The sequence below is a fragment of the Streptococcus infantis genome, assembly GCF_015546995.1.
Lineage (GTDB): Bacteria > Bacillota > Bacilli > Lactobacillales > Streptococcaceae > Streptococcus > Streptococcus infantis_J.
In genome coordinates this window covers 3,551-24,363 of sequence record NZ_JADMUH010000024.1, presented here as the reverse complement: position 1 = coordinate 24,363, position 20,813 = coordinate 3,551, and the positions used below count along the sequence as shown (strand labels likewise).

The following is a 20,813-nucleotide window of genomic DNA, read 5'->3' as shown; positions in this document are numbered from 1 at the left end:
TGAATAACAGGAGCAGTCGCTGCAATGGCAGAACCGCCACAGATAGAAGATCCAACTCCAATCAAGGTAGCTAGCTTTGTATCAAGGTTAAAAAATCGTTGGAAAAAGAAAGCTATAATCAAAGCGATAGAAATAGTCGAAAGGATAACAGGGAGGGAAGATTTTCCAACTGCGAAAACTTGTGAGATATTGAGTCCAAACCCAAGCAAGATAACAGCATATTGAAGCAGTTTTTTGGAGCTATAAGTCAAGCCGGCATCCAGTTGTTTATAAGAAGTGAGAAAGGGCTGGAGAATCATTCCGATAAAAATGGCGAAAACAGGTGCTCCCACAACAGGCAGAAAGCCTCCTAAAACCCAAGAGATGATAGAAATGATTAGACAGACTAGCAGTCCTGCCCAATTTTTTGATAGAAATGACATAAAAACCTCCGAAAATAAATACTACTTATTATAATCTTATCTGTCAGAAAAGTAAAATAGAAAGTAGGAATAAGGTTGTAAATTAACGGAATTTTGCGGTCAGAGAGCTTTTGTAGTATAATAGATATATGTTCTTTGATCAAGGAGGATATATATGGACTTAACCAAACGCTTTAATAAACAATTAGATAAGATACAAGTATCCTTGATTCGTCAATTTGACCAGGCTATTTCAGAGATTCCTGGTGTCCTGCGATTGACCTTGGGAGAACCAGATTTTACAACGCCAGATCATATCAAGGAAGCTGCAAAGCGAGCTATTGACCAAGATCAATCCTACTATACAGGGATGAGTGGTTTGTTGACATTGCGTCAGGCGGCGAGTGATTTTGTAAAAGAGAAATATCAGCTAGACTACAATCCAGAGAATGAAATCTTGGTCACAATTGGTGCGACAGAGGCTCTATCAGCTACTCTGACAGCTATTTTGGAGGAAGGAGACAAGGTTCTCTTGCCAGCTCCTGCCTATCCTGGCTATGAGCCAATAGTTAATCTAGTTGGTGCAGAGATTGTCGAGATTGATACAACTGAAAATGGTTTTGTTTTGACGCCTGAGATGTTGGAAAAGGCAACTTTGGAGCAAGGTGACAAGCTCAAGGCAGTTATTCTCAACTATCCAGCCAACCCTACAGGAATTACCTATAGTCGCGAGCAATTAGAAGCCTTGGCAGCTGTTTTACGTAAGTATGAGATTTTCGTAGTCTGTGATGAAGTCTACTCAGAATTGACCTATACAGGGGAAAATCATGTATCTTTGGGAACTATGTTGAGAGATCAGGCAATTATCATTAACGGTCTTTCTAAATCCCATGCCATGACAGGTTGGCGTTTAGGTTTTATCTTTGCACCAGCAAACTTCACAGCTCAACTCATCAAGAGCCACCAGTACTTGGTAACTGCTGCAAACACCATGGCGCAACATGCTGCAGTGGAAGCTTTAACAGCCGGTAAAGATGATGCAGAACCGATGAAGAAGGAATATATCCAACGTCGGGACTACATTATTGAGAAGATGACTAAGCTTGGGTTTGAAATCATCAAGCCGGACGGTGCTTTTTATATCTTTGCTAAGATTCCAGCAGGCTATAATCAAGATTCCTTTGCTTTTCTGAAGGATTTTGCCCAAAAGAAGGCTGTTGCTTTTATCCCTGGTGCTGCCTTTGGACAGTATGGAGAAGGCTATGTTCGCCTATCTTATGCAGCTAGCATGGGAACCATCAGAGAAGCTATGAAACGACTTGAGGAGTACATGAGAGAAGCATGATTCAATCGATTACGAGTCAGGGTTTAGTACTTTACAATCGAAATTTTCGAGAGGATGATAAGCTTGTTAAAATCTTTACAGAACAGGCAGGCAAGCGCATGTTTTTTGTCAAACACGCCGGCCAATCCAAACTAGCTCCTGTCATTCAACCTTTAGTCTTAGCCCATTTTCTCCTAAAAGTCAATGACGATGGACTTAGTTATATAGAAGATTATCATGAGGTGAAGACTTTTCCGAAAATCAATAGTGACCTCTTTGTTATGGCTTATGCGACTTACGTTGCAGCCTTGGCAGATGCGAGTTTGCAGGATAACCAAGAAGATGCTCCCTTATTTGCTTTTTTGCAAAAGACTTTAGAGCTGATGGAAGAGGGTCTGGATTATCAAGTTTTGACCAATATTTTTGAAATTCAAATATTGACACGTTTTGGAATCAGTCTCAACTTTAATGAGTGTACCTTTTGTCATCGTGTGGGGCAAGCCTTTGACTTCTCCTTTAAATACGGGGGTTGCCTTTGTCCCGATCATTACCATGAAGACGAGAAACGATGTCATTTAAATCCCAATATTCCTTATCTGCTCAATCAATTTCAAGCCATTGATTTTGAGACCTTGGAGACTATCTCACTTAAGGCCGAAATCAAGCAGGACTTGCGCAAATTTATGGACCAAATCTACGAGGAATATGTCGGCATTCATCTGAAATCAAAGAAATTTATTGATTCCCTAGCCGACTGGGGACAACTACTGAAAGAGGAAGACAAATGAAAAAAATCGCAGTTGATGCAATGGGTGGCGATTACGCACCACAAGCTATTGTAGAGGGAGTTAATCAAGCCCTTGCTGACTTTTCAGATATTGAAATCCAACTTTATGGAGATGAAAGCAAAATCAAGCAATATCTAACAGCTACAGAGCGCGTTAGTATTATCCATACGGATGAAAAAATCGACTCAGACGATGAGCCTACAAAAGCTATCCGCAAGAAGAAAAATTCCAGCATGGTATTGGCAGCTAAGGCTGTTAAGGATGGAGAGGCAGATGCAGTTCTTTCTGCAGGAAATACAGGTGCCTTGTTAGCAGCGGGATTCTTCATCGTTGGTCGTATCAAAAATATCGATCGACCAGGTCTTATGTCAACCTTGCCAACTATTGATGGAAAAGGTTTTGACATGCTTGACCTTGGTGCCAATGCAGAAAATACCGCCCATCACCTTCATCAATATGCAGTCCTAGGCTCCTTCTATGCTAGAAATGTTCGTGGTATTGAAAAACCTCGTGTAGGTTTGCTTAATAACGGGACAGAGAGCAGCAAGGGAGATCCACTCCGCAAGGAAGCCTATGACCTATTAGCGGCTGACGAGAGTTTGAATTTCATCGGGAACGTGGAAGCACGTGATTTGATGGATGGTGTTGCTGATGTAGTCGTAACAGATGGTTTCACGGGAAACGCTGTGCTCAAAGCTATTGAAGGGACTGCTATGGGTATCATGGGCTTGCTCAAAAATGCTATTGTAGGTGGCGGTCTTAGAGCCAAGCTAGGTGCTTTCCTTCTTAAGGATAACCTCAGAGGTTTGAAAAAACAGCTCAACTATTCAGATGTTGGAGGTGCGGTCTTGTTTGGTGTTAAGGCGCCAGTAGTTAAGACTCATGGTTCAAGTGATGCCAAAGCTGTCTATAGCACAATACGCCAGATTCGTACCATGCTCGAGACAGATGTAGTTGCCCAAACTGCGCGTGAATTTTCAGAGGAATAAGGAGAATAATATGACAGATCAACAAATTTTTGACCGTATCGTAACCATCATTCAAGAGCGTCAAGGAGAAGACTTTGTCGTAACCGAAAACTTGAGCTTAAAGGATGATTTGGATGCTGATTCAGTAGATTTGATGGAATTTATCCTAACCATTGAGGATGAATTTGGAATTGAGATCAGTGATGAAGAAATTGACAACCTCCAAAGTGTCGCAGATGTATTAGCAATCATTAAAAATAGAATATAAGAAAAAGCAACATGCTGGTCATGTTGCTTTTTTGATTGTGTGGAGTTTAAATGATTATGGTCTAGTTATCTAAATAGTCTGATTTGATTTTTTTCTAAACGTTTTAGAACGAAGAATACGTTTACGTTCGTAAAACATTTGATTTCTGCTTATTTTTGTGTTAGAATGAGGCCAAGTAATACGAAAGGCGAATAATAAAATGTCCAGTAAACTTATTTATACGGGAAAAGCTAAAGATATCTATACTACAGAAGACGAACATGTGATTAGGTCCGTTTATAAGGACCAGGCTACCATGCTGAATGGTGCTCGTAAAGAGACTATCGAAGGTAAAGGTGTGCTCAATAATCAGATTTCGTCTCTTATTTTTGAAAAATTGAATGCTGCAGGTGTGGCTACTCACTTTATCGAACGTATCTCTGATACAGAACAATTGAACAAGAAGGTTTCAATCATTCCTTTGGAAGTTGTGCTTCGTAACGTGACTGCGGGTTCTTTCTCAAAACGTTTCGGTGTTGAAGAAGGATTGGACTTGAAAACTCCAATCGTTGAATTTTACTACAAAAACGATGAGTTGGATGATCCATTTATCAATGATGAGCATGTGAAGTTTTTGGATATTGCCAATGATGAACAAATCGCTTATATCAAGGAAGAAACACGTCGCATCAATGGATTGCTGAAAGATTGGTTTGAGCAAATAGGTCTTCGTTTGATTGACTTCAAATTGGAATTCGGTTTTGATAAGGATGGCAAGATTATCTTGGCAGACGAATTCTCACCAGATAACTGCCGCCTTTGGGATGCTGAAGGGCACCATATGGACAAGGATGTTTTCCGTAGAGATTTGGGCAGTCTAACGGATGTTTATAAGGTTGTGTTAGAGAAGTTGCAGGGATTGAAGTAAAGTTATACTTGGTCGTCACTACAATCTTTAAGTAGAAATAGATAAAGGAACTAAAATGGATAAACGTATTTTCGTTGAGAAAAAAGCTGATTTTCGTGTGAAATCTGACTCTTTAGTAAAAGAATTACAGCATAATCTTCAGTTAAAAACCTTGAATGATCTTCGGATTGTTCAGGTTTACGATGTTTTTGGTTTGGCAGAGGACTTGTTTGCGCGTGCGGAAAAACATATCTTCTCTGAGCAAGTGACCGATACTGTTTTGGATGAAGCTGCGGTTCAGGCTGATCTTGAGAAGCATGCTTTCTTTGCGATCGAAAGTTTGCCTGGACAATTTGACCAACGTGCGGCCTCTTCACAAGAAGCTTTGCTGTTGCTTGGTAGTTCAAATGATGTAACAGTGAATACAGCACAACTTTACTTGGTCAACAAGGATATTGATGTGAATGAGTTGGAAGCTGTCAAAAACTATCTCTTGAACCCAGTGGATTCTCGTTTCAAAGATATCACTGTTGGTATTGCGAAACAGGATTTCTCTGAGTCCGACAAAACTATTCCAACTTTGGATTTCTTTGAAACTTATACAGCAGAAGATTTTGCACAGTATAAGGCAAAGCAAGGATTGGCCATGGAAGTGGACGACCTTCTCTTCATTCAAGACTATTTCAAGTCAATTGGACGTGTGCCAACTGAGACTGAGTTGAAGGTTTTGGATACTTACTGGTCTGACCACTGCCGTCACACGACTTTCGAGACTGAGTTGAAAAACATCGACTTCTCAGCTTCTAAATTTGAAAAACAATTGCAAGCGACTTATGACAAGTATATTGCCATGCGTGATGAGTTGGGACGTACAGAGAAACCTCAAACCTTGATGGATATGGCCACTATTTTCGGCCGTTATGAGCGTGCCAATGGTCGTTTGGACGACATGGAAGTGTCTGATGAAATCAATGCCTGCTCAGTTGAAATTGAAGTGGATGTCAATGGTGTCAAAGAACCATGGCTTCTCATGTTCAAAAACGAAACCCACAATCACCCAACTGAAATCGAACCATTTGGTGGAGCGGCTACTTGTATCGGTGGAGCCATTCGTGACCCATTGTCAGGGCGTTCATATGTTTACCAAGCCATGCGTATCTCAGGTGCTGGTGATATAACAGCTCCAATTTCAGCGACTCGTGCTGGTAAATTGCCACAACAAGTCATTTCTAAAACAGCGGCTCACGGTTATTCTTCATATGGTAACCAAATTGGTCTTGCAACAACTTATGTTCGTGAATACTTCCACCCAGGTTTCGTTGCTAAACGTATGGAGCTAGGTGCCGTTGTCGGTGCGACTCCTAAGGAAAATGTTGTCCGTGAAAAACCTGAAGCAGGTGATGTGATTATCTTGCTCGGTGGTAAGACTGGACGTGACGGTGTCGGTGGTGCGACAGGTTCTTCTAAAGTTCAAACGGTTGAATCTGTTGAAACAGCTGGTGCTGAGGTTCAAAAAGGAAATGCCATCGAAGAACGTAAGATTCAACGTCTTTTCCGTAATGGGGAAGTGACACGTCTAATCAAGAAATCAAATGACTTTGGTGCTGGTGGTGTCTGTGTGGCTATCGGTGAATTGGCAGATGGTCTTGAAATTGATCTAGACAAAGTGCCATTGAAATACCAAGGTTTGAACGGTACAGAAATTGCCATCTCTGAATCTCAAGAACGGATGGCCGTAGTGGTTCGTCCAGAAGATGTAGATGCCTTTGTTACAGCATGTAATAAAGAAAATATTGATGCTGTTGTCGTAGCGACAGTGACTGAAAAACCAAATCTTGTCATGCACTGGAATGGTGAAACCATCGTTGATTTGGAACGTCGTTTCCTTGATACAAACGGTGTACGTGTGGTTGTAGATGCTAAGGTGGTTGACAAGGATGTCAAGCTTCCAGAAGAACGTCAAACATCTGCTGAAACCCTTGAAGCGGATACTCTTGAAGTCTTGGCTGACCTGAACCATGCAAGTCAAAAAGGTTTACAAACCATCTTTGATAGCTCAGTTGGACGTTCAACAGTCAATCACCCACTTGGTGGTCGCTATCAAATCACACCAACGGAAGCTTCTGTACAGAAATTGCCAGTCCAACATGGCGTGACAACAACTGCTTCTGTTATGGCGCAAGGATTCAACCCTTATGTAGCAGAATGGTCTCCATATCATGGCGCTGCTTATGCAGTCATCGAAGCAACAGCTCGTTTGGTTGCTGCTGGTGCAAACTGGTCTAAGGCTCGTTTCTCTTATCAAGAATATTTCGAGCGTATGGATAAACAAGCAGAGCGTTTTGGTCAACCAGTAGCTGCTCTCCTTGGATCAATCGAAGCTCAGATTCAACTTGGTTTGCCATCTATCGGTGGTAAGGACTCTATGTCTGGTACCTTTGAAGAATTGACAGTACCACCAACCTTGGTTGCTTTTGGGGTAACAACTGCAGATAGCCGTAAGGTTCTTTCTCCAGAATTCAAAGCTACTGGTGAAAATATTTACTACATTCCTGGTCAAGCTTTGGCACAAGAAATTGACTTCGATCTCATCAAGTCTAACTTTGCTAAGTTTGAAGCCATCCAAGCTGATCATAAAGTCACATCTGCATCAGCTGTCAAATATGGAGGTGTCCTTGAAGCACTTGCACTTGCAAGTTTTGGTAACCATATTGGTGCCACTGTAGCCCTTGAAAATCTTAAGACTGCCTTGACAGCTCAACTGGGTGGATTCGTCTTCACATCTCCGGAAGAGATTTCAGGTGTTGCCAAGATTGGACAAACAGCAGCTGACTTTACACTTACTGTCAACGATGTAACGCTTGATGGACACAAACTTGACAGTGCCTTCCAAGGTAAATTGGAAGAAGTTTACCCAACGGAATTTGCACAAGCAACTGAGTTGGAAGAAGTGCCTGCTGTAACATCAGATGCAGTTATCAAAGCTAAAGAAACAGTTGAGACACCAGTGGTTTACATCCCAGTATTCCCAGGTACTAACTCTGAGTACGATTCAGCTAAAGCCTTTGAAAAAGAAGGTGCAAAAGTCAACTTGGTACCATTTGTAACACTTAATGAAGAGGCTATTGTCAAGTCTGTTGACACTATGGTTGACAATATCGAAAAAGCTAACATTATCTTCTTTGCAGGTGGTTTCTCAGCAGCGGATGAACCAGATGGATCAGCTAAATTCATCGTCAACATCTTGCTCAATGAAAAAGTACGTGCAGCTATTGATAGCTTCATCGAAGGTGGTGGTTTGATTATCGGTATCTGTAACGGATTCCAAGCCCTTGTTAAATCAGGTCTTCTTCCATACGGTAACTTTGAAGATGCAAGTAGCACCAGTCCAACCCTCTTCTACAATGATGCTAACCAACACGTGGCCAAGATGGTTGAGACACGTATTGCCAACACCAACTCACCATGGCTTGCCGGAGTAGAAGTTGGTGACATCCATGCCATCCCAGTATCGCACGGTGAAGGGAAGTTTGTCGTGACAGCTGAGGAATTTGCAGAGCTTCGTGACAATGGTCAAATCTTTACCCAATATGTTGACTTTGATGGTAAACCAAGCATGGATTCTAAATACAATCCAAATGGTTCTGTTAATGCGATCGAAGGTATTACCAGCAAGAACGGTCAAATTATTGGTAAGATGGGTCACTCAGAACGTTTCGAAGACGGTCTCTTCCAAAATATTCCAGGAAATAAAGATCAACATCTCTTTGCGTCAGCGGTTAAATACTTTACTGGAAAATAGGCTTTGCAGATTTTCTAATAGATAACCATCAGTAAATGTAAAACCAAGTAGATCTAACTTGCGATAATTGCAAATGATTTGTTGTTGCGAGTGAAACGAGCTTCTGCCGTATCATTCCGCTCTAGTATCGTTAAGAAATGATACACAAATAAAAATTAGGTATATAAAATGACATACGAAGTAAAATCTCTTAATGAAGAATGTGGTGTTTTTGGTATCTGGGGTCACCCAGACGCTGCCAAATTGACCTATTTTGGACTCCATAGTCTTCAGCACCGTGGTCAGGAGGGGGCAGGAATCCTCTCCAATGACCAAGGGAAATTGAAGCGTCATCGTGATATGGGGCTTTTATCAGAAGTCTTCAAAAATCCTGCGAATTTGGATAAATTGACAGGAACTGGAGCGATTGGGCACGTGCGTTATGCGACTGCGGGAGAAGCTTCTGTAGACAATATCCAACCTTTCCTCTTCCGCTTTCACGACATGCAGTTTGGTTTGGCTCATAATGGAAATCTGACCAATGCAGAATCGCTCAAGCAAGAATTGGAACAAAGAGGAGCGATTTTCAGCTCAACTTCTGACTCTGAAATCTTGGCTCACCTTATTCGCCGTAGCCACAATCCGAACCTGATGGGTAAAATCAAGGAAGCGCTCAGTCTTGTCAAAGGTGGTTTTGCTTATCTCTTGATGTTTGAAGATAAGTTAATTGCAGCGCTTGATCCAAATGGCTTCCGTCCTCTGTCAATCGGGAAAATGGCTAATGGAGCAGTAGTGGTTTCATCTGAAACCTGTGCCTTTGAAGTAATCGGTGCTGAGTGGATTCGCGACGTAAAACCAGGCGAGATTGTCATTATTGATGACAATGGCATCCAGTATGACAGCTATACAAACGATACTCAGTTGGCTATCTGTTCCATGGAGTATATCTACTTTGCCCGTCCTGACTCCAATATCCATGGTGTCAATGTTCATACGGCTCGTAAGAGAATGGGAGCTCAATTGGCACGTGAGTTCAAGCATGAAGCTGATATCGTAGTTGGGGTACCAAACTCCTCTCTTAGCGCAGCTATGGGATTTGCGGAAGAATCAGGTCTACCAAATGAAATGGGACTCATCAAGAACCAATATACCCAACGGACCTTTATCCAGCCGACTCAAGAATTACGCGAGCAAGGGGTTCGGATGAAGTTATCTGCCGTTTCTGGTGTAGTGAAAGGCAAACGCGTTGTCATGATTGATGACTCGATTGTACGAGGCACGACATCTCGTCGCATTGTCCAACTCTTGAAAGAAGCGGGGGCATCAGAAGTACACGTTGCCATCGGGAGTCCTGCTCTTGCCTATCCATGTTTTTACGGGATTGATATCCAGACACGTCAGGAGCTGATTGCGGCCAATCATACGGTCGAAGAGACTCGCCAAATCATTGGTGCGGATAGCCTGACTTATCTTTCGATTGATGGGTTGATTGACTCTATTGGGATTGAAACAGATGCGCCGAATGGTGGTCTCTGTGTGGCTTACTTTGATGGGAAATATCCAACTCCTCTCTATGATTATGAAGAAGACTATCGTAGAAGTTTGGATGACAAGATCAGTTTTTACAAATAGATGGCTAAAGACTCTCGATTAAAGAAAAGGAATGAATAAAATGACAAATAAGAATGCTTATGCGCAGTCTGGTGTGGATGTTGAAGCGGGTTATGAAGTTGTTGAACGGATCAAAAAACACGTGGCACGTACGGAGCGTGCTGGTGTTATGGGAGCTCTTGGTGGTTTCGGTGGTATGTTTGACCTTTCAAAAACAGGTGTTAAAGAGCCAGTTTTGATTTCAGGAACTGACGGTGTTGGAACCAAGCTCATGCTTGCTATCAAGTACGACAAACACGATACTATCGGTCAAGACTGTGTGGCTATGTGTGTTAACGATATCATTGCTGCAGGTGCTGAACCTCTTTACTTCCTAGATTATGTGGCGACTGGAAAAAATGAACCAGCTAAGCTAGAACAAGTGGTTGCTGGTGTGGCCGAAGGTTGTGTACAAGCAGGTGCGGCCCTCATCGGTGGGGAAACTGCTGAAATGCCTGGTATGTATGGTGAAGACGACTATGATTTGGCAGGTTTCGCGGTAGGTATCGCAGAAAAATCTCAAATCATTGACGGTTCAAAAGTGGCTGAAGGTGATGTGCTTCTTGGACTTGCCTCAAGCGGTATCCACTCAAATGGTTACTCACTCGTGCGTCGTGTCTTTGCTGATTACACAGGTGAAGAAGTTCTCCCAGAACTTGAAGGCAAAAAACTTAAAGACGTTCTTCTTGAACCAACTCGTATCTACGTTAAAGCAGCTTTGCCACTCATCAAAGAAGAATTGGTTAACGGTATTGCCCACATCACAGGTGGTGGTTTCATTGAAAATGTACCACGTATGTTCTCAGATGACTTGGCTGCTGAAATTGATGAAAGTAAAGTGCCAGTTCTTCCAATTTTCAAAGCCCTTGAAAAATATGGCCAAATCAAACATGAAGAAATGTTTGAAATCTTCAACATGGGTGTGGGGCTTATGCTTGCGGTGAAACCAGAACATGTGGAACGTGTCAAAGAACTTCTCGACGAACCAGTTTATGAAATCGGTCGGATTGTCAAGAAGACAGATGCAAGTGTGGTGATTAAATAATGGCTAAAAAGATTGCTGTTTTTGCCTCTGGAAACGGCTCAAACTTTCAGGTCATTGCGGAACAATTTCCAGTAGAATTTGTCTTTTCAGATCAACGGGATGCCTACGTTTTAGAACGTGCCAAAAATCTTGGTGTGGCTAGCTATGCTTTTGAACTCAAGGAGTTTGAGAGCAAAGCAGACTACGAAGGAGCCATTGTCGAACTCTTAGATGAGCACCAGATTGACTTGGTTTGTCTCGCAGGCTATATGAAAATCGTTGGCCCAACTTTACTAGCAGCTTATGAAGGCCGTATCATCAATATTCACCCAGCTTTTCTCCCTGAATTTCCAGGAGCTCATGGTATTGAAGATGCTTGGAATGCAGGTGTGGACCAGTCTGGCGTGACTATTCACTGGGTGGACTCTGGTGTTGATACCGGCAAGGTCATCAAACAAGTGCGTGTGCCACGCCTTGAAGGGGATACCCTTGATACTTTCGAAACTCGCATCCACGAAACAGAGTACAAACTCTATCCAGAAGTCTTGGATAGTTTGGGAGTGGAGAGGAGATAAAATATGGATTTTAAAGAAAAGTTGAAAAACTGGGATAAAAATGTCAGTGACTATAATCCATGGAAAAATGATAAAGGTATAAGGTTGATTAATGAATTTCTTGAATGTTTAACAAAACCGAATAATGAATTTTCTTGGATTGAACCTAATAGGAAAAAATACAAACCTGCAACAAGATACATAATCCCTACACATGTTCAAGGAGATTATGAAAACGCGAATTTATATATTTGTTTGTTTAATCCTGGGGTTGCTAAGGCTATTTGGAATTTGGATAAAAATAATTTAAATAGTTTTATTAAATCTGCACAAAAAGAAAAGTACATTAAACGAATGTTTCAGGGTAGTGAGACATGGAAAAAAGATGATGTAATTAAGAAAATTGTGCAGAATGAGAATATAATCGATCAAGAAATTAAGATAATCTATAATAATTTTGAAAAGAGACCAAGTTTTAAAGAACTAAAACAATTTATTAATTCGGAGTGTTATTACATTAGAAAATATTATGCAGAATTATTAGGTAAAAATAGGCCTGAGAATTTATTGGTAGATAAAGCTGTTGCTTTCTTGGTAGAAAACTTAGATTGGGGAAATAAAGAAAAGTACCTAAAGTTAGATATATGTAATTTAGAATTGGTTCCTTTTGCTTCGCTGAATAAGAAAGATATTAAATTATCGGATGTTGATGCAAAATTTACGAACTTCACAGTGAGTATTATTTTGAAACGAATTTCAAATTATTTGAAGAATGGCGGAGAAAAACCAGTTTTTGTTTTTAGAAGTAGAAAAGAATGGTTTGAAAGGATTAATATATTTATTAATTCAGAATTTGTAATGAACGAGACTTTTGATATTGAAAATAGTGAATTAATAGATTATTTTTATGAGTTTTCAAGTCAAAATGCAGTCTTATCAAGAAATAATATTCTAAAAGCTAGACGAAAGATAAGAGAAGATGAATTTAACTCAGATTTCCTCGGTCTATTCAAATAAATAAGGAGAACAAATGACTAAACGAGCACTTATTTCAGTCTCAGACAAAGCGGGCATTGTTGAATTTGCCCAAGAACTCAAGAAACTCGGTTGGGACATCATCTCGACAGGTGGTACCAAAGTGGCCCTTGACAATGCTGGGGTGGAGACTATTGCGATCGATGATGTGACTGGTTTCCCAGAAATGATGGATGGTCGTGTGAAGACCCTCCATCCAAATATCCACGGTGGCCTTCTTGCTCGTCGCGACCTCGATAGTCACCTAGAGGCTGCTAAGGACAATAAGATCGAATTGATCGACCTTGTGGTGGTTAACCTTTACCCATTCAAGGAAACCATCCTCAAACAAGATGTGACTTATGCGGATGCTGTTGAAAACATCGATATCGGTGGGCCATCTATGCTTCGTTCAGCAGCGAAGAACCACGCTAGCGTGACCGTTGTTGTAGATCCTGCTGACTATGCTGTTGTGCTTGACGAATTGTCAGCAAACGGCGAAACCTCTTACGAAACTCGCCAACGGTTAGCAGCAAAAGTTTTCCGTCACACAGCGGCTTATGACGCCTTGATTGCAGAATACTTCACAGCTCAAGTGGGTGAAAGCAAACCTGAAAAACTCACTCTGACTTATGACCTTAAACAACCAATGCGTTACGGTGAAAATCCTCAACAAGATGCCGATTTCTATCAAAAAGCCTTGCCAACGGATTACTCCATTGCATCAGCGAAACAGCTCAACGGTAAGGAATTGTCCTTCAACAATATTCGCGATGCAGACGCTGCTATCCGTATTATTCGCGATTTCAAAGAACGTCCAACGGTTGTAGCTCTCAAACACATGAATCCATGTGGAATCGGTCAAGCTGATGACATCGAGACTGCTTGGGACTACGCTTATGAGTCTGACCCAGTTTCTATCTTTGGTGGAATCGTCGTTCTTAACCGTGAGGTAGATGCTGCGACAGCTGAGAAGATGCACGGCGTTTTCCTTGAAATCATCATCGCACCAAGCTATACGGATGAAGCACTAGCTATTTTGACCAACAAAAAGAAAAACTTGCGCATTCTTGCCTTGCCGTTTGACGCACAAGATGCTAGTGAAGTGGAAGCAGAATACACAGGTGTTGTCGGTGGGCTCCTCGTTCAAAACCAGGACGTGATCAAAGAAAGCCCAGCTGACTGGCAGGTGGTAACCAAACGCCAACCAACCGAGATAGAAGCAACCGCCCTTGAGTTCGCTTGGAAAGCTATCAAGTATGTCAAATCAAACGGTATCATCGTAACTAACGACCACATGACATTGGGTGTTGGGCCAGGTCAAACTAACCGTGTGGCCTCTGTTCGTATTGCCATCGACCAAGCCAAAGACCGCCTTGACGGCGCTGTTCTTGCTTCAGATGCCTTCTTCCCATTTGCGGATAACGTGGAAGAAATCGCTAAGGCAGGGATCAAGGCCATCATCCAGCCAGGTGGATCAGTACGAGACCAAGAGTCTATCGAAGCTGCTGATAAATACGGCTTGACTATGGTCTTCACAGGCGTGAGACATTTTAGACATTAAGAAAATAAAAGGGAAGAAAACAGTTTCTTTCCTTTTTTTGCTTTAAAAGCGAAACGAAACAAGATTAAAACGAACGTTTATGGTATAATATTAGTAAATAATTCGCAAAAGAGGTTGAAAGATGAAGCTGTTAGTTGTCGGCTCGGGTGGCCGTGAACATGCCATTGCTAAGAAGTTGCTTGAGTCAAAAGACGTTGAAAAAGTCTTTGTAGCTCCTGGGAATGACGGGATGACTCTGGATGGTCTGGAATTGGTAAATATCTCTATTTCCGAACATTCTAAATTGATTGAGTTTGCAAAAGCCAACGATATTGCTTGGTCCTTTATTGGTCCAGATGACGCCCTTGCGGCTGGGATTGTGGATGAGTTCAATGCAGCTGGTCTCAAGGCTTTTGGTCCGACTAAAGCTGCGGCTGAGCTGGAGTGGTCCAAGGATTTTGCTAAGGAAATCATGGTCAAATACGACGTTCCGACAGCAGCCTATGGGACCTTCTCAGATTTCGAGGAAGCCAAGGCCTATATCGAAGAAAAAGGCGCTCCAATCGTAGTCAAGGCAGACGGTTTGGCCCTTGGGAAAGGTGTCGTCGTTGCGGAGACAGTCGAGCAAGCAGTAGAAGCCGCTCACGAGATGCTTTTGGACAATAAATTCGGAGACTCAGGTGCGCGTGTGGTTATCGAGGAATTCCTTGACGGGGAGGAGTTCTCACTCTTTGCCTTTGTCAATGGTGACAAGTTCTATATCATGCCAACGGCTCAGGATCACAAACGTGCTTATGATGGCGACAAGGGGCCCAACACTGGTGGGATGGGTGCCTATGCGCCAGTTCTTCACTTGTCACAGAGCGTGGTTGACACAGCGGTTGACACCATTGTCAAGCCAGTCCTCGAAGGCATGATTAAAGAAGGTCGTCCTTATCTTGGTGTACTTTATGCCGGTCTTATCTTGACAGCTGATGGGTCCAAAGTCATCGAGTTCAACGCTCGTTTTGGAGATCCTGAAACGCAAATCATCTTGCCTCGTTTGACATCTGACTTTGCACAAAATATTACTGATATCCTCGATGGCAAGGAGCCAGCTATTACTTGGACGGATAAGGGTGTGACACTAGGTGTGGTTGTAGCATCAAACGGCTACCCACTCGCTTATGAGAAAGGTGTCAAGCTTCCTACCAAGACAGAAGGCGACATCATCACTTACTATGCCGGAGCTAAATTTGCTGAAAATGGGCAAGACCTTCTTTCAAACGGAGGCCGTGTTTACATGCTGGTTACCACAGCTGATACCGTCAAAGACGGCCAAAACACCATCTACAGCCAACTCGACAAACAAAACACAGAAGGCCTCTTTTATCGTACGGATATCGGAAGCAAGGCAATTAGATAAAGATATAAGAAAAGGCGACGCAGTCGCCAAACACGACAATGGTCGCCGTGGTGAAAAGACCAGAACAGTATCTGTTCTGGTCTAGGGAAAATTTGAGACCTTAGGCTCAAATTTTAGGAATGAAACCGAAGGTTTGCTTCCGTCCCCACACCTAAGACCATTATCAAAAAAGAAGAAAAAGGAAAAATTATGACTAAACCAATTATTTCCATCATCATGGGCTCAAAATCCGACTGGGCAACCATGCAAAAAACAGCAGAAGTCCTAGACCGCTTCGGTGTAGTCTACGAAAAGAAAGTTGTCTCTGCCCACCGCACACCTGACCTCATGTTCAAACATGCTGAAGAAGCACGGAGTCGTGGTATCAAGGTCATTATTGCAGGTGCGGGTGGCGCTGCTCACTTGCCAGGTATGGTAGCTGCCAAAACAACCCTTCCTGTCATTGGTGTACCAGTCAAATCACGTGCTCTTAGTGGTGTGGACTCGCTCTACTCTATCGTTCAGATGCCGGGCGGAGTGCCTGTTGCGACCATGGCTATTGGTGAAGCAGGTGCGACAAATGCGGCTCTATTTGCCCTCCGTCTCTTGTCAGTAGAGGATCAGGCTATCGAGACAGCTTTGGCAGATTTCGCAGAAGAACAAGGAAAAATTGCAGAGGAGTCTACAAATGAGCTCATCTAAAACAATCGGAATTATCGGTGGCGGTCAGCTGGGTCAGATGATGGCCATTTCTGCTATCTACATGGGGCACAAGGTTATCGCTCTAGATCCAGCAGCGGATTGCCCGGCCTCCCGTGTGGCGGAAATCATCGTGGCGCCTTATAATGATGTGGACGCCCTCCGTCAGTTGGCAGAGCGTTGCGATGTCCTGACCTATGAGTTTGAGAATGTCGATGCTGACGGTTTGGATGCCGTTATCAAAGACGGTCAGCTCCCACAAGGAACAGACCTACTTCGCATTTCCCAAAACCGGATTTTTGAGAAGGACTTTCTTTCCAACAAGGCTCAAGTCACTGTGGCCCCATACAAGGTCGTGACTTCAAGCCAAGACTTGGCAGATATTGACCTATCGAAAAACTATGTTCTCAAGACTGCGACTGGTGGCTATGATGGGCATGGACAAAAGGTCATTCGCTCAGAAGCAGATTTAGAAGAAGCCTATGCACTAGCGGATTCAGCAGATTGCGTTTTAGAAGAATTCGTCAATTTCGACCTTGAAATTTCTGTCATTGTATCAGGAAATGGCAAGGACGTGACAGTTTTCCCGGTTCAGGAAAATATCCACCGCAACAATATCCTGTCTAAGACCATCGTGCCAGCTCGCATTTCAGAAAATCTAGCTGAAAAAGCCAAAGCTATGGCTGTGCGAATCGCAGAACAACTCAACTTGTCTGGAACCCTTTGCGTGGAAATGTTTGCAACAGCTGATGACATCATCGTCAATGAAATTGCCCCGCGTCCACATAACTCAGGGCACTACTCTATTGAAGCCTGCGACTTCTCGCAGTTTGATACCCATATTTTAGGTGTTCTGGGAGCACCATTGCCAGCTATCCAACTACATGCCCCAGCAGCTGTCATGCTTAATGTTCTCGGCCAGCATGTCGAGGCTGCTGAAACATATGTGACAGAAAATCCAAGCGCCCACCTTCACATGTATGGTAAAATAGAAGCGAAGCACAACCGCAAGATGGGACATGTGACTTTGTTTAGTGATGTACCAGATGAGGTTGAGGAATTTGGGAAAGGGATTGATTTTTAAGTGAAAATAGCGATTCTAGGACTTGGAGTGATCGGGACTACTTATGCCTATGCTTTTCAAAAAGCAGGTCATCAAGTGGAACACGTACTGAGAGATAGTAAGAAAAACAATGCTCCCAAGGAGTTGTTGGTTGATCTGCTAGATGGCCGTTATCATTCCAAAGGTGAGAACAAACACGACACCTATGAGGTTCATGTGGCGGAAACTGATTCGGAATATGATTTTATTTTTCTGAGTGTGCGTCATGGGTTTGTCAAAGAAGCTGTGGAAACCTTGCGAAAAAATAATATCAAAGGCACACTTGTTTTCTTCTGTAATTTCTGGGATACTCGAAAAGAGGTACAGGAGTGGGCAGGAGATTACGACTATATTCTGTCTTTTCCGACAGCGGGTGGTCATATGCAGGAGGACCATTTAGATGGCGTCTTGTTTGACCATTTAATGCTAGAAGGTGAGCAAAGAGCACAGATCTCTAACTATGCTGATTTGACGGCTTTACTGACTTCTGCAGATTTGAAGTGGGAAGTTCCTCATGATATGGTCGAGTGGATTTGGATTCACATGGCGATTAATGCAGGTGTCACTTCGACAGCTGCACGTTCAGGGAATCTGGAAAACCCAGAAGAATTGGCTTTGAACTTGATGAATAGTTCTTCGGAATTATCATTGGCCATCAAGGCCATTCGAGAGGCTTTGAAAGTCGTAGAAGCACGTGGTGTAAATTTGAAGCTTTATAAAGCTGAACTCTTACCTTACAAAATTCCCTCATGGATTGCAGGAAAAGCCATGAAAATCATGTTTGCGAAAAATGAGTTGACACGAAAAATTATGACCTTGCACAATGATAAACAGGACATCTTCTACTGTTGTCAAAGTGTTTATCAGACCGGTCAGGAGTTAGGTGTGAAGATGCCTATTCTGGAAGCAAATATGAAGGGCATTTCGGTTTAGGAGGTTTTATGCTTCAACTCATCGTCAACGCATTTGTCGAAAAAGAGAAGACTGGAGCAGTCGTCGAAGTCTTGTATGCTAGTAGCGATCACGAAAAAGTGAAAGCTAAGTATGAAGAGCTAGTTGAAAAACACCCTGAAAACTATTTAGCCATCTACGATTTACCGCTGGATACGGATTTTAATACACCGAATCATTATCCATCTGTATGGATTGGGAAAGAAGAATTTGAATAAAGTGATGACCACTTGCTAACTGATGTGAAACATCAACAGAAAGGAAAAGAAAACATGATTGATAGATATAGCCGCCCAGAAATGGCGAACATTTGGAGTGAAGAAAATAAATACCGTGCTTGGCTTGAGGTGGAAATCTTGGCTGACGAGGCATGGGCTGAGTTGGGGGAAATCCCTAAGGAAGATGTGGCTTTGATTCGCGAGAAAGCGGACTTTGACATCGACCGTATTTTGGAAATCGAGCAGGAGACGCGCCACGACGTAGTGGCTTTCACACGTGCGGTTTCTGAGACGCTTGGTGAAGAGCGTAAGTGGGTTCACTATGGTTTGACTTCTACTGATGTGGTGGATACGGCCTACGGTTACCTTTACAAGCAGGCCAACGACATCATTCGTCGTGACCTTGAAAACTTCACTAACATCATCGCTGAAAAGGCAAAAGAACACAAGTTCACTATCATGATGGGTCGTACTCACGGGGTGCACGCTGAGCCGACGACTTTTGGTCTCAAGCTTGCGACTTGGTACAGCGAAATGAAGCGTAACATCGAGCGTTTCGAGCATGCGGCTGCAGGTGTGGAGGCTGGTAAAATTTCTGGTGCGGTTGGGAACTTTGCTAATATCCCACCATTCGTTGAAAAATACGTCTGCGACAAATTGGGTATCCGTGCTCAAGAAATCTCTACACAGGTCCTTCCTCGTGACCTTCACGCTGAGTACTTTGCAGTTCTTGCTAGCATCGCAACTTCTATCGAGCGTATGGCAACGGAAATCCGTGGTCTTCAAAAATCTGAGCAACGCGAAGTAGAAGAGTTCTTTGCTAAAGGGCAAAAAGGGTCTTCAGCAATGCCCCACAAACGCAATCCAATCGGTTCTGAAAACATGACAGGTTTGGCGCGTGTTATCCGCGGTCACATGGTAACAGCTTATGAAAACGTAGCCCTTTGGCACGAACGTGATATCTCTCACTCATCAGCAGAGCGCATCATCACACCAGATACAACCATTTTGATTGACTACATGCTCAACCGTTTTGGCAATATCGTCAAGAACTTGACCGTCTTCCCAGAAAATATGATCCGCAACATGAACTCAACCTTCGGTCTTATCTTTAGCCAACGTGCTATGTTGACCTTGATTGAGAAAGGTATGACCCGTGAGCAAGCTTATGACTTGGTGCAACCGAAAACAGCCTACTCTTGGGACAACCAAGTAGACTTTAAACCACTTTTGGAAGCCGATCCAGAAGTAACATCACGTCTGACTCAAGAAGAAATCGACGAAATCTTCAACCCAACTTACTACACCAAACGAGTGGATGAAATCTTCGAACGCATCGGTTTGGGTGACTAATCATAAATCAAAAAAGCGAGAGTGTATCTCGCTTTTTATTTATGCTTAATCTTTTTTCTTGCTAAGTCCATAAGCTGTGAGTGCAGCCATCAAACCTGTAGCAATCAACCATTCTGAACCTTGGCTTCCTGTCTCAGGAAGTTTATTTTCTTTTGCCACAGGAGCTGGGGCTTGATGAAGAGCTTTGTTTTCCTCGGCAGGAACAGTTGCTGGAGCTGGTTTACTTGGAATTTCTAATTTTGGTTTTTCTTCTGCAATAGGAGCCGGTATATTTGGAATCTCTAGTGCTGGTTTTTCTTCCGCAACAGGAGCTAGACCTTTTTCATCTCCCACATGTGTTACAGGAGTCCCAACTTCGATGATTTGAGTAACTGGTTCATGAGCAACAACGCTAGTCACCAATGTTTTCACTTCACTTCCGTCAGCAGCAGTAGACACAGAGTAGAAATGACTACGACGTCCCTTAACACCTTCAGTTACGACACGAGTTTCTCCCTTAGGTAATGCATCAGTTTCACGAGTGATAGTTGTAAACGGAATTTCTTCTTCCTCGATCACAACACGTGGTTTGGCATCTGCAACAGGAGCAACTCCTTCTTCGTCGCCGACATGAGTGACTGGAGTTCCAACTTCGATGATTTGAGTAACTGGTTCATGAGCAACAACGCTAGTCACCAATGTTTTCACTTCACTTCCGTCAGCAGCAGTAGACACAGAATAGAAATGACTACGACGTCCCTTAACACCTTCAGTTACGACACGAGTTTCTCCCTTAGGCAATGTATCAGTTTCACGAGTGATAGTTGTAAACGGAATTTCTTCGTCCTCGATCACAACACGTGGTTTGGCATCTGCAACAGGAGCAACTCCTTCTTCGTCGCCGACATGAGTGACTGGAGTTCCGA

19 protein-coding genes are annotated in these 20,813 nt (G+C 42.9%); 17 read left to right on the top strand and 2 right to left on the bottom strand.

Annotated features, from left to right (window positions below; all coding sequences use genetic code 11):
• On the bottom strand, positions 1–422 hold a 422-nt coding region (locus tag I1J71_RS07700), incomplete at its 3' end, for a YeiH family protein (protein ID WP_195184328.1).
• A 154-nt stretch (positions 423–576) separates the two neighbouring features.
• Here I1J71_RS07700 and I1J71_RS07695 point away from each other — a divergent pair.
• The 17 genes from I1J71_RS07695 (at position 577) to purB (ending at position 19,908) form a co-directional block, all read left to right on the top strand.
• Positions 577–1,746 carry a pyridoxal phosphate-dependent aminotransferase gene (locus tag I1J71_RS07695; protein WP_195184327.1) on the top strand — a complete coding sequence of 390 codons (1,170 nt, stop codon included), beginning with the start codon at positions 577–579 and terminating at the stop codon, positions 1,744–1,746.
• Complete coding sequence (recO, locus tag I1J71_RS07690) at positions 1,743–2,513, top strand: DNA repair protein RecO (protein WP_006150509.1); 771 nt, start codon at positions 1,743–1,745, stop codon at positions 2,511–2,513. The genes I1J71_RS07695 and recO overlap by 4 nt, the downstream gene beginning before the upstream one ends.
• Positions 2,510–3,502 carry a phosphate acyltransferase PlsX gene (gene plsX, locus I1J71_RS07685; protein WP_195184326.1) on the top strand — a complete coding sequence of 331 codons (993 nt, stop codon included), beginning with the start codon at positions 2,510–2,512 and terminating at the stop codon, positions 3,500–3,502. Before recO ends, plsX begins: the two co-directional genes overlap by 4 nt.
• Before the next feature lie 10 nt (positions 3,503–3,512).
• Positions 3,513–3,749, top strand: a complete 237-nt coding sequence (locus I1J71_RS07680) for an acyl carrier protein (RefSeq protein ID WP_195184325.1) — start codon at positions 3,513–3,515, stop codon at positions 3,747–3,749.
• 199 nt (positions 3,750–3,948) lie between these two features.
• Complete coding sequence (purC, locus tag I1J71_RS07675) at positions 3,949–4,656, top strand: phosphoribosylaminoimidazolesuccinocarboxamide synthase (protein WP_195184324.1); 708 nt, start codon at positions 3,949–3,951, stop codon at positions 4,654–4,656.
• A 55-nt stretch (positions 4,657–4,711) separates the two neighbouring features.
• Positions 4,712–8,437: a phosphoribosylformylglycinamidine synthase gene (locus tag I1J71_RS07670; protein WP_195184323.1), complete on the top strand. Its 3,726-nt coding sequence runs from the start codon at positions 4,712–4,714 to the stop codon at positions 8,435–8,437.
• Between the two features lie 168 nt (positions 8,438–8,605).
• Positions 8,606–10,048: an amidophosphoribosyltransferase gene (gene purF, locus I1J71_RS07665; protein ID WP_195184322.1), complete on the top strand. Its 1,443-nt coding sequence runs from the start codon at positions 8,606–8,608 to the stop codon at positions 10,046–10,048.
• A gap of 40 nt (positions 10,049–10,088) precedes the next feature.
• Positions 10,089–11,111 (top strand): phosphoribosylformylglycinamidine cyclo-ligase, encoded by a 1,023-nt coding sequence (gene purM / locus I1J71_RS07660; protein ID WP_195184321.1) that lies wholly within the window; start codon positions 10,089–10,091, stop codon positions 11,109–11,111.
• A complete protein-coding gene (purN, locus tag I1J71_RS07655; protein ID WP_195184320.1) occupies positions 11,111–11,665 on the top strand; it encodes a phosphoribosylglycinamide formyltransferase in 555 nt (184 codons plus the stop codon). The genes purM and purN overlap by 1 nt, the downstream gene beginning before the upstream one ends.
• A 3-nt stretch (positions 11,666–11,668) precedes the next feature.
• Complete coding sequence (locus I1J71_RS07650) at positions 11,669–12,661, top strand: hypothetical protein (RefSeq protein ID WP_195184319.1); 993 nt, start codon at positions 11,669–11,671, stop codon at positions 12,659–12,661.
• A 13-nt stretch (positions 12,662–12,674) separates the two neighbouring features.
• The gene (purH, locus tag I1J71_RS07645; RefSeq protein ID WP_195184318.1) at positions 12,675–14,222 is read left to right on the top strand and encodes a bifunctional phosphoribosylaminoimidazolecarboxamide formyltransferase/IMP cyclohydrolase; all 1,548 of its coding nucleotides are present in this window, start codon (positions 12,675–12,677) and stop codon (positions 14,220–14,222) included.
• 121 nt (positions 14,223–14,343) lie between these two features.
• Positions 14,344–15,606 carry a phosphoribosylamine--glycine ligase gene (gene purD, locus I1J71_RS07640; RefSeq protein WP_075565326.1) on the top strand — a complete coding sequence of 421 codons (1,263 nt, stop codon included), beginning with the start codon at positions 14,344–14,346 and terminating at the stop codon, positions 15,604–15,606.
• A 189-nt stretch (positions 15,607–15,795) separates the two neighbouring features.
• Positions 15,796–16,287 carry a 5-(carboxyamino)imidazole ribonucleotide mutase gene (gene purE / locus I1J71_RS07635; protein ID WP_075565332.1) on the top strand — a complete coding sequence of 164 codons (492 nt, stop codon included), beginning with the start codon at positions 15,796–15,798 and terminating at the stop codon, positions 16,285–16,287.
• Positions 16,274–17,368 carry a 5-(carboxyamino)imidazole ribonucleotide synthase gene (gene purK / locus I1J71_RS07630; RefSeq protein ID WP_075565335.1) on the top strand — a complete coding sequence of 365 codons (1,095 nt, stop codon included), beginning with the start codon at positions 16,274–16,276 and terminating at the stop codon, positions 17,366–17,368. Before purE ends, purK begins: the two co-directional genes overlap by 14 nt.
• Positions 17,369–18,319, top strand: coding sequence for a ketopantoate reductase family protein (locus tag I1J71_RS07625; protein WP_075565337.1), 951 nt, complete (start codon positions 17,369–17,371; stop codon positions 18,317–18,319).
• Between the two features lie 8 nt (positions 18,320–18,327).
• Positions 18,328–18,555, top strand: coding sequence for a phosphoribosylaminoimidazole carboxylase (locus I1J71_RS07620; protein WP_075565345.1), 228 nt, complete (start codon positions 18,328–18,330; stop codon positions 18,553–18,555).
• A gap of 54 nt (positions 18,556–18,609) precedes the next feature.
• The gene (gene purB, locus I1J71_RS07615; protein WP_075565348.1) at positions 18,610–19,908 is read left to right on the top strand and encodes an adenylosuccinate lyase; all 1,299 of its coding nucleotides are present in this window, start codon (positions 18,610–18,612) and stop codon (positions 19,906–19,908) included.
• A gap of 45 nt (positions 19,909–19,953) precedes the next feature.
• Here purB and I1J71_RS07610 read toward each other — a convergent pair.
• Positions 19,954–20,813: G5 domain-containing protein (locus tag I1J71_RS07610; RefSeq protein WP_195184317.1), on the bottom strand; the 860-nt coding region annotated here is incomplete at its 5' end.

Excerpts from the sequence above, each read along its gene's own strand:
- purB (WP_075565348.1), top strand. The coding sequence starts at position 18,610 with ATGATTGATAGATATAGCCGCCCAGAAATGGCGAACATTTGGAGTGAA.
- I1J71_RS07670 (WP_195184323.1), top strand. The coding sequence starts at position 4,712 with ATGGATAAACGTATTTTCGTTGAGAAAAAAGCTGATTTTCGTGTGAAA.
- I1J71_RS07695 (WP_195184327.1), top strand. The coding sequence starts at position 577 with ATGGACTTAACCAAACGCTTTAATAAACAATTAGATAAGATACAAGTA.
- plsX (WP_195184326.1), top strand. The coding sequence starts at position 2,510 with ATGAAAAAAATCGCAGTTGATGCAATGGGTGGCGATTACGCACCACAA.
- I1J71_RS07680 (WP_195184325.1), top strand. The coding sequence starts at position 3,513 with ATGACAGATCAACAAATTTTTGACCGTATCGTAACCATCATTCAAGAG.
- recO (WP_006150509.1), top strand. The coding sequence starts at position 1,743 with ATGATTCAATCGATTACGAGTCAGGGTTTAGTACTTTACAATCGAAAT.
- purF (WP_195184322.1), top strand. The coding sequence starts at position 8,606 with ATGACATACGAAGTAAAATCTCTTAATGAAGAATGTGGTGTTTTTGGT.
- I1J71_RS07620 (WP_075565345.1), top strand. The coding sequence starts at position 18,328 with ATGCTTCAACTCATCGTCAACGCATTTGTCGAAAAAGAGAAGACTGGA.
- purH (WP_195184318.1), top strand. The coding sequence starts at position 12,675 with ATGACTAAACGAGCACTTATTTCAGTCTCAGACAAAGCGGGCATTGTT.
- purK (WP_075565335.1), top strand. The coding sequence starts at position 16,274 with ATGAGCTCATCTAAAACAATCGGAATTATCGGTGGCGGTCAGCTGGGT.
- purM (WP_195184321.1), top strand. The coding sequence starts at position 10,089 with ATGACAAATAAGAATGCTTATGCGCAGTCTGGTGTGGATGTTGAAGCG.
- purN (WP_195184320.1), top strand. The coding sequence starts at position 11,111 with ATGGCTAAAAAGATTGCTGTTTTTGCCTCTGGAAACGGCTCAAACTTT.
- purD (WP_075565326.1), top strand. The coding sequence starts at position 14,344 with ATGAAGCTGTTAGTTGTCGGCTCGGGTGGCCGTGAACATGCCATTGCT.
- I1J71_RS07650 (WP_195184319.1), top strand. The coding sequence starts at position 11,669 with ATGGATTTTAAAGAAAAGTTGAAAAACTGGGATAAAAATGTCAGTGAC.
- purE (WP_075565332.1), top strand. The coding sequence starts at position 15,796 with ATGACTAAACCAATTATTTCCATCATCATGGGCTCAAAATCCGACTGG.
- purC (WP_195184324.1), top strand. The coding sequence starts at position 3,949 with ATGTCCAGTAAACTTATTTATACGGGAAAAGCTAAAGATATCTATACT.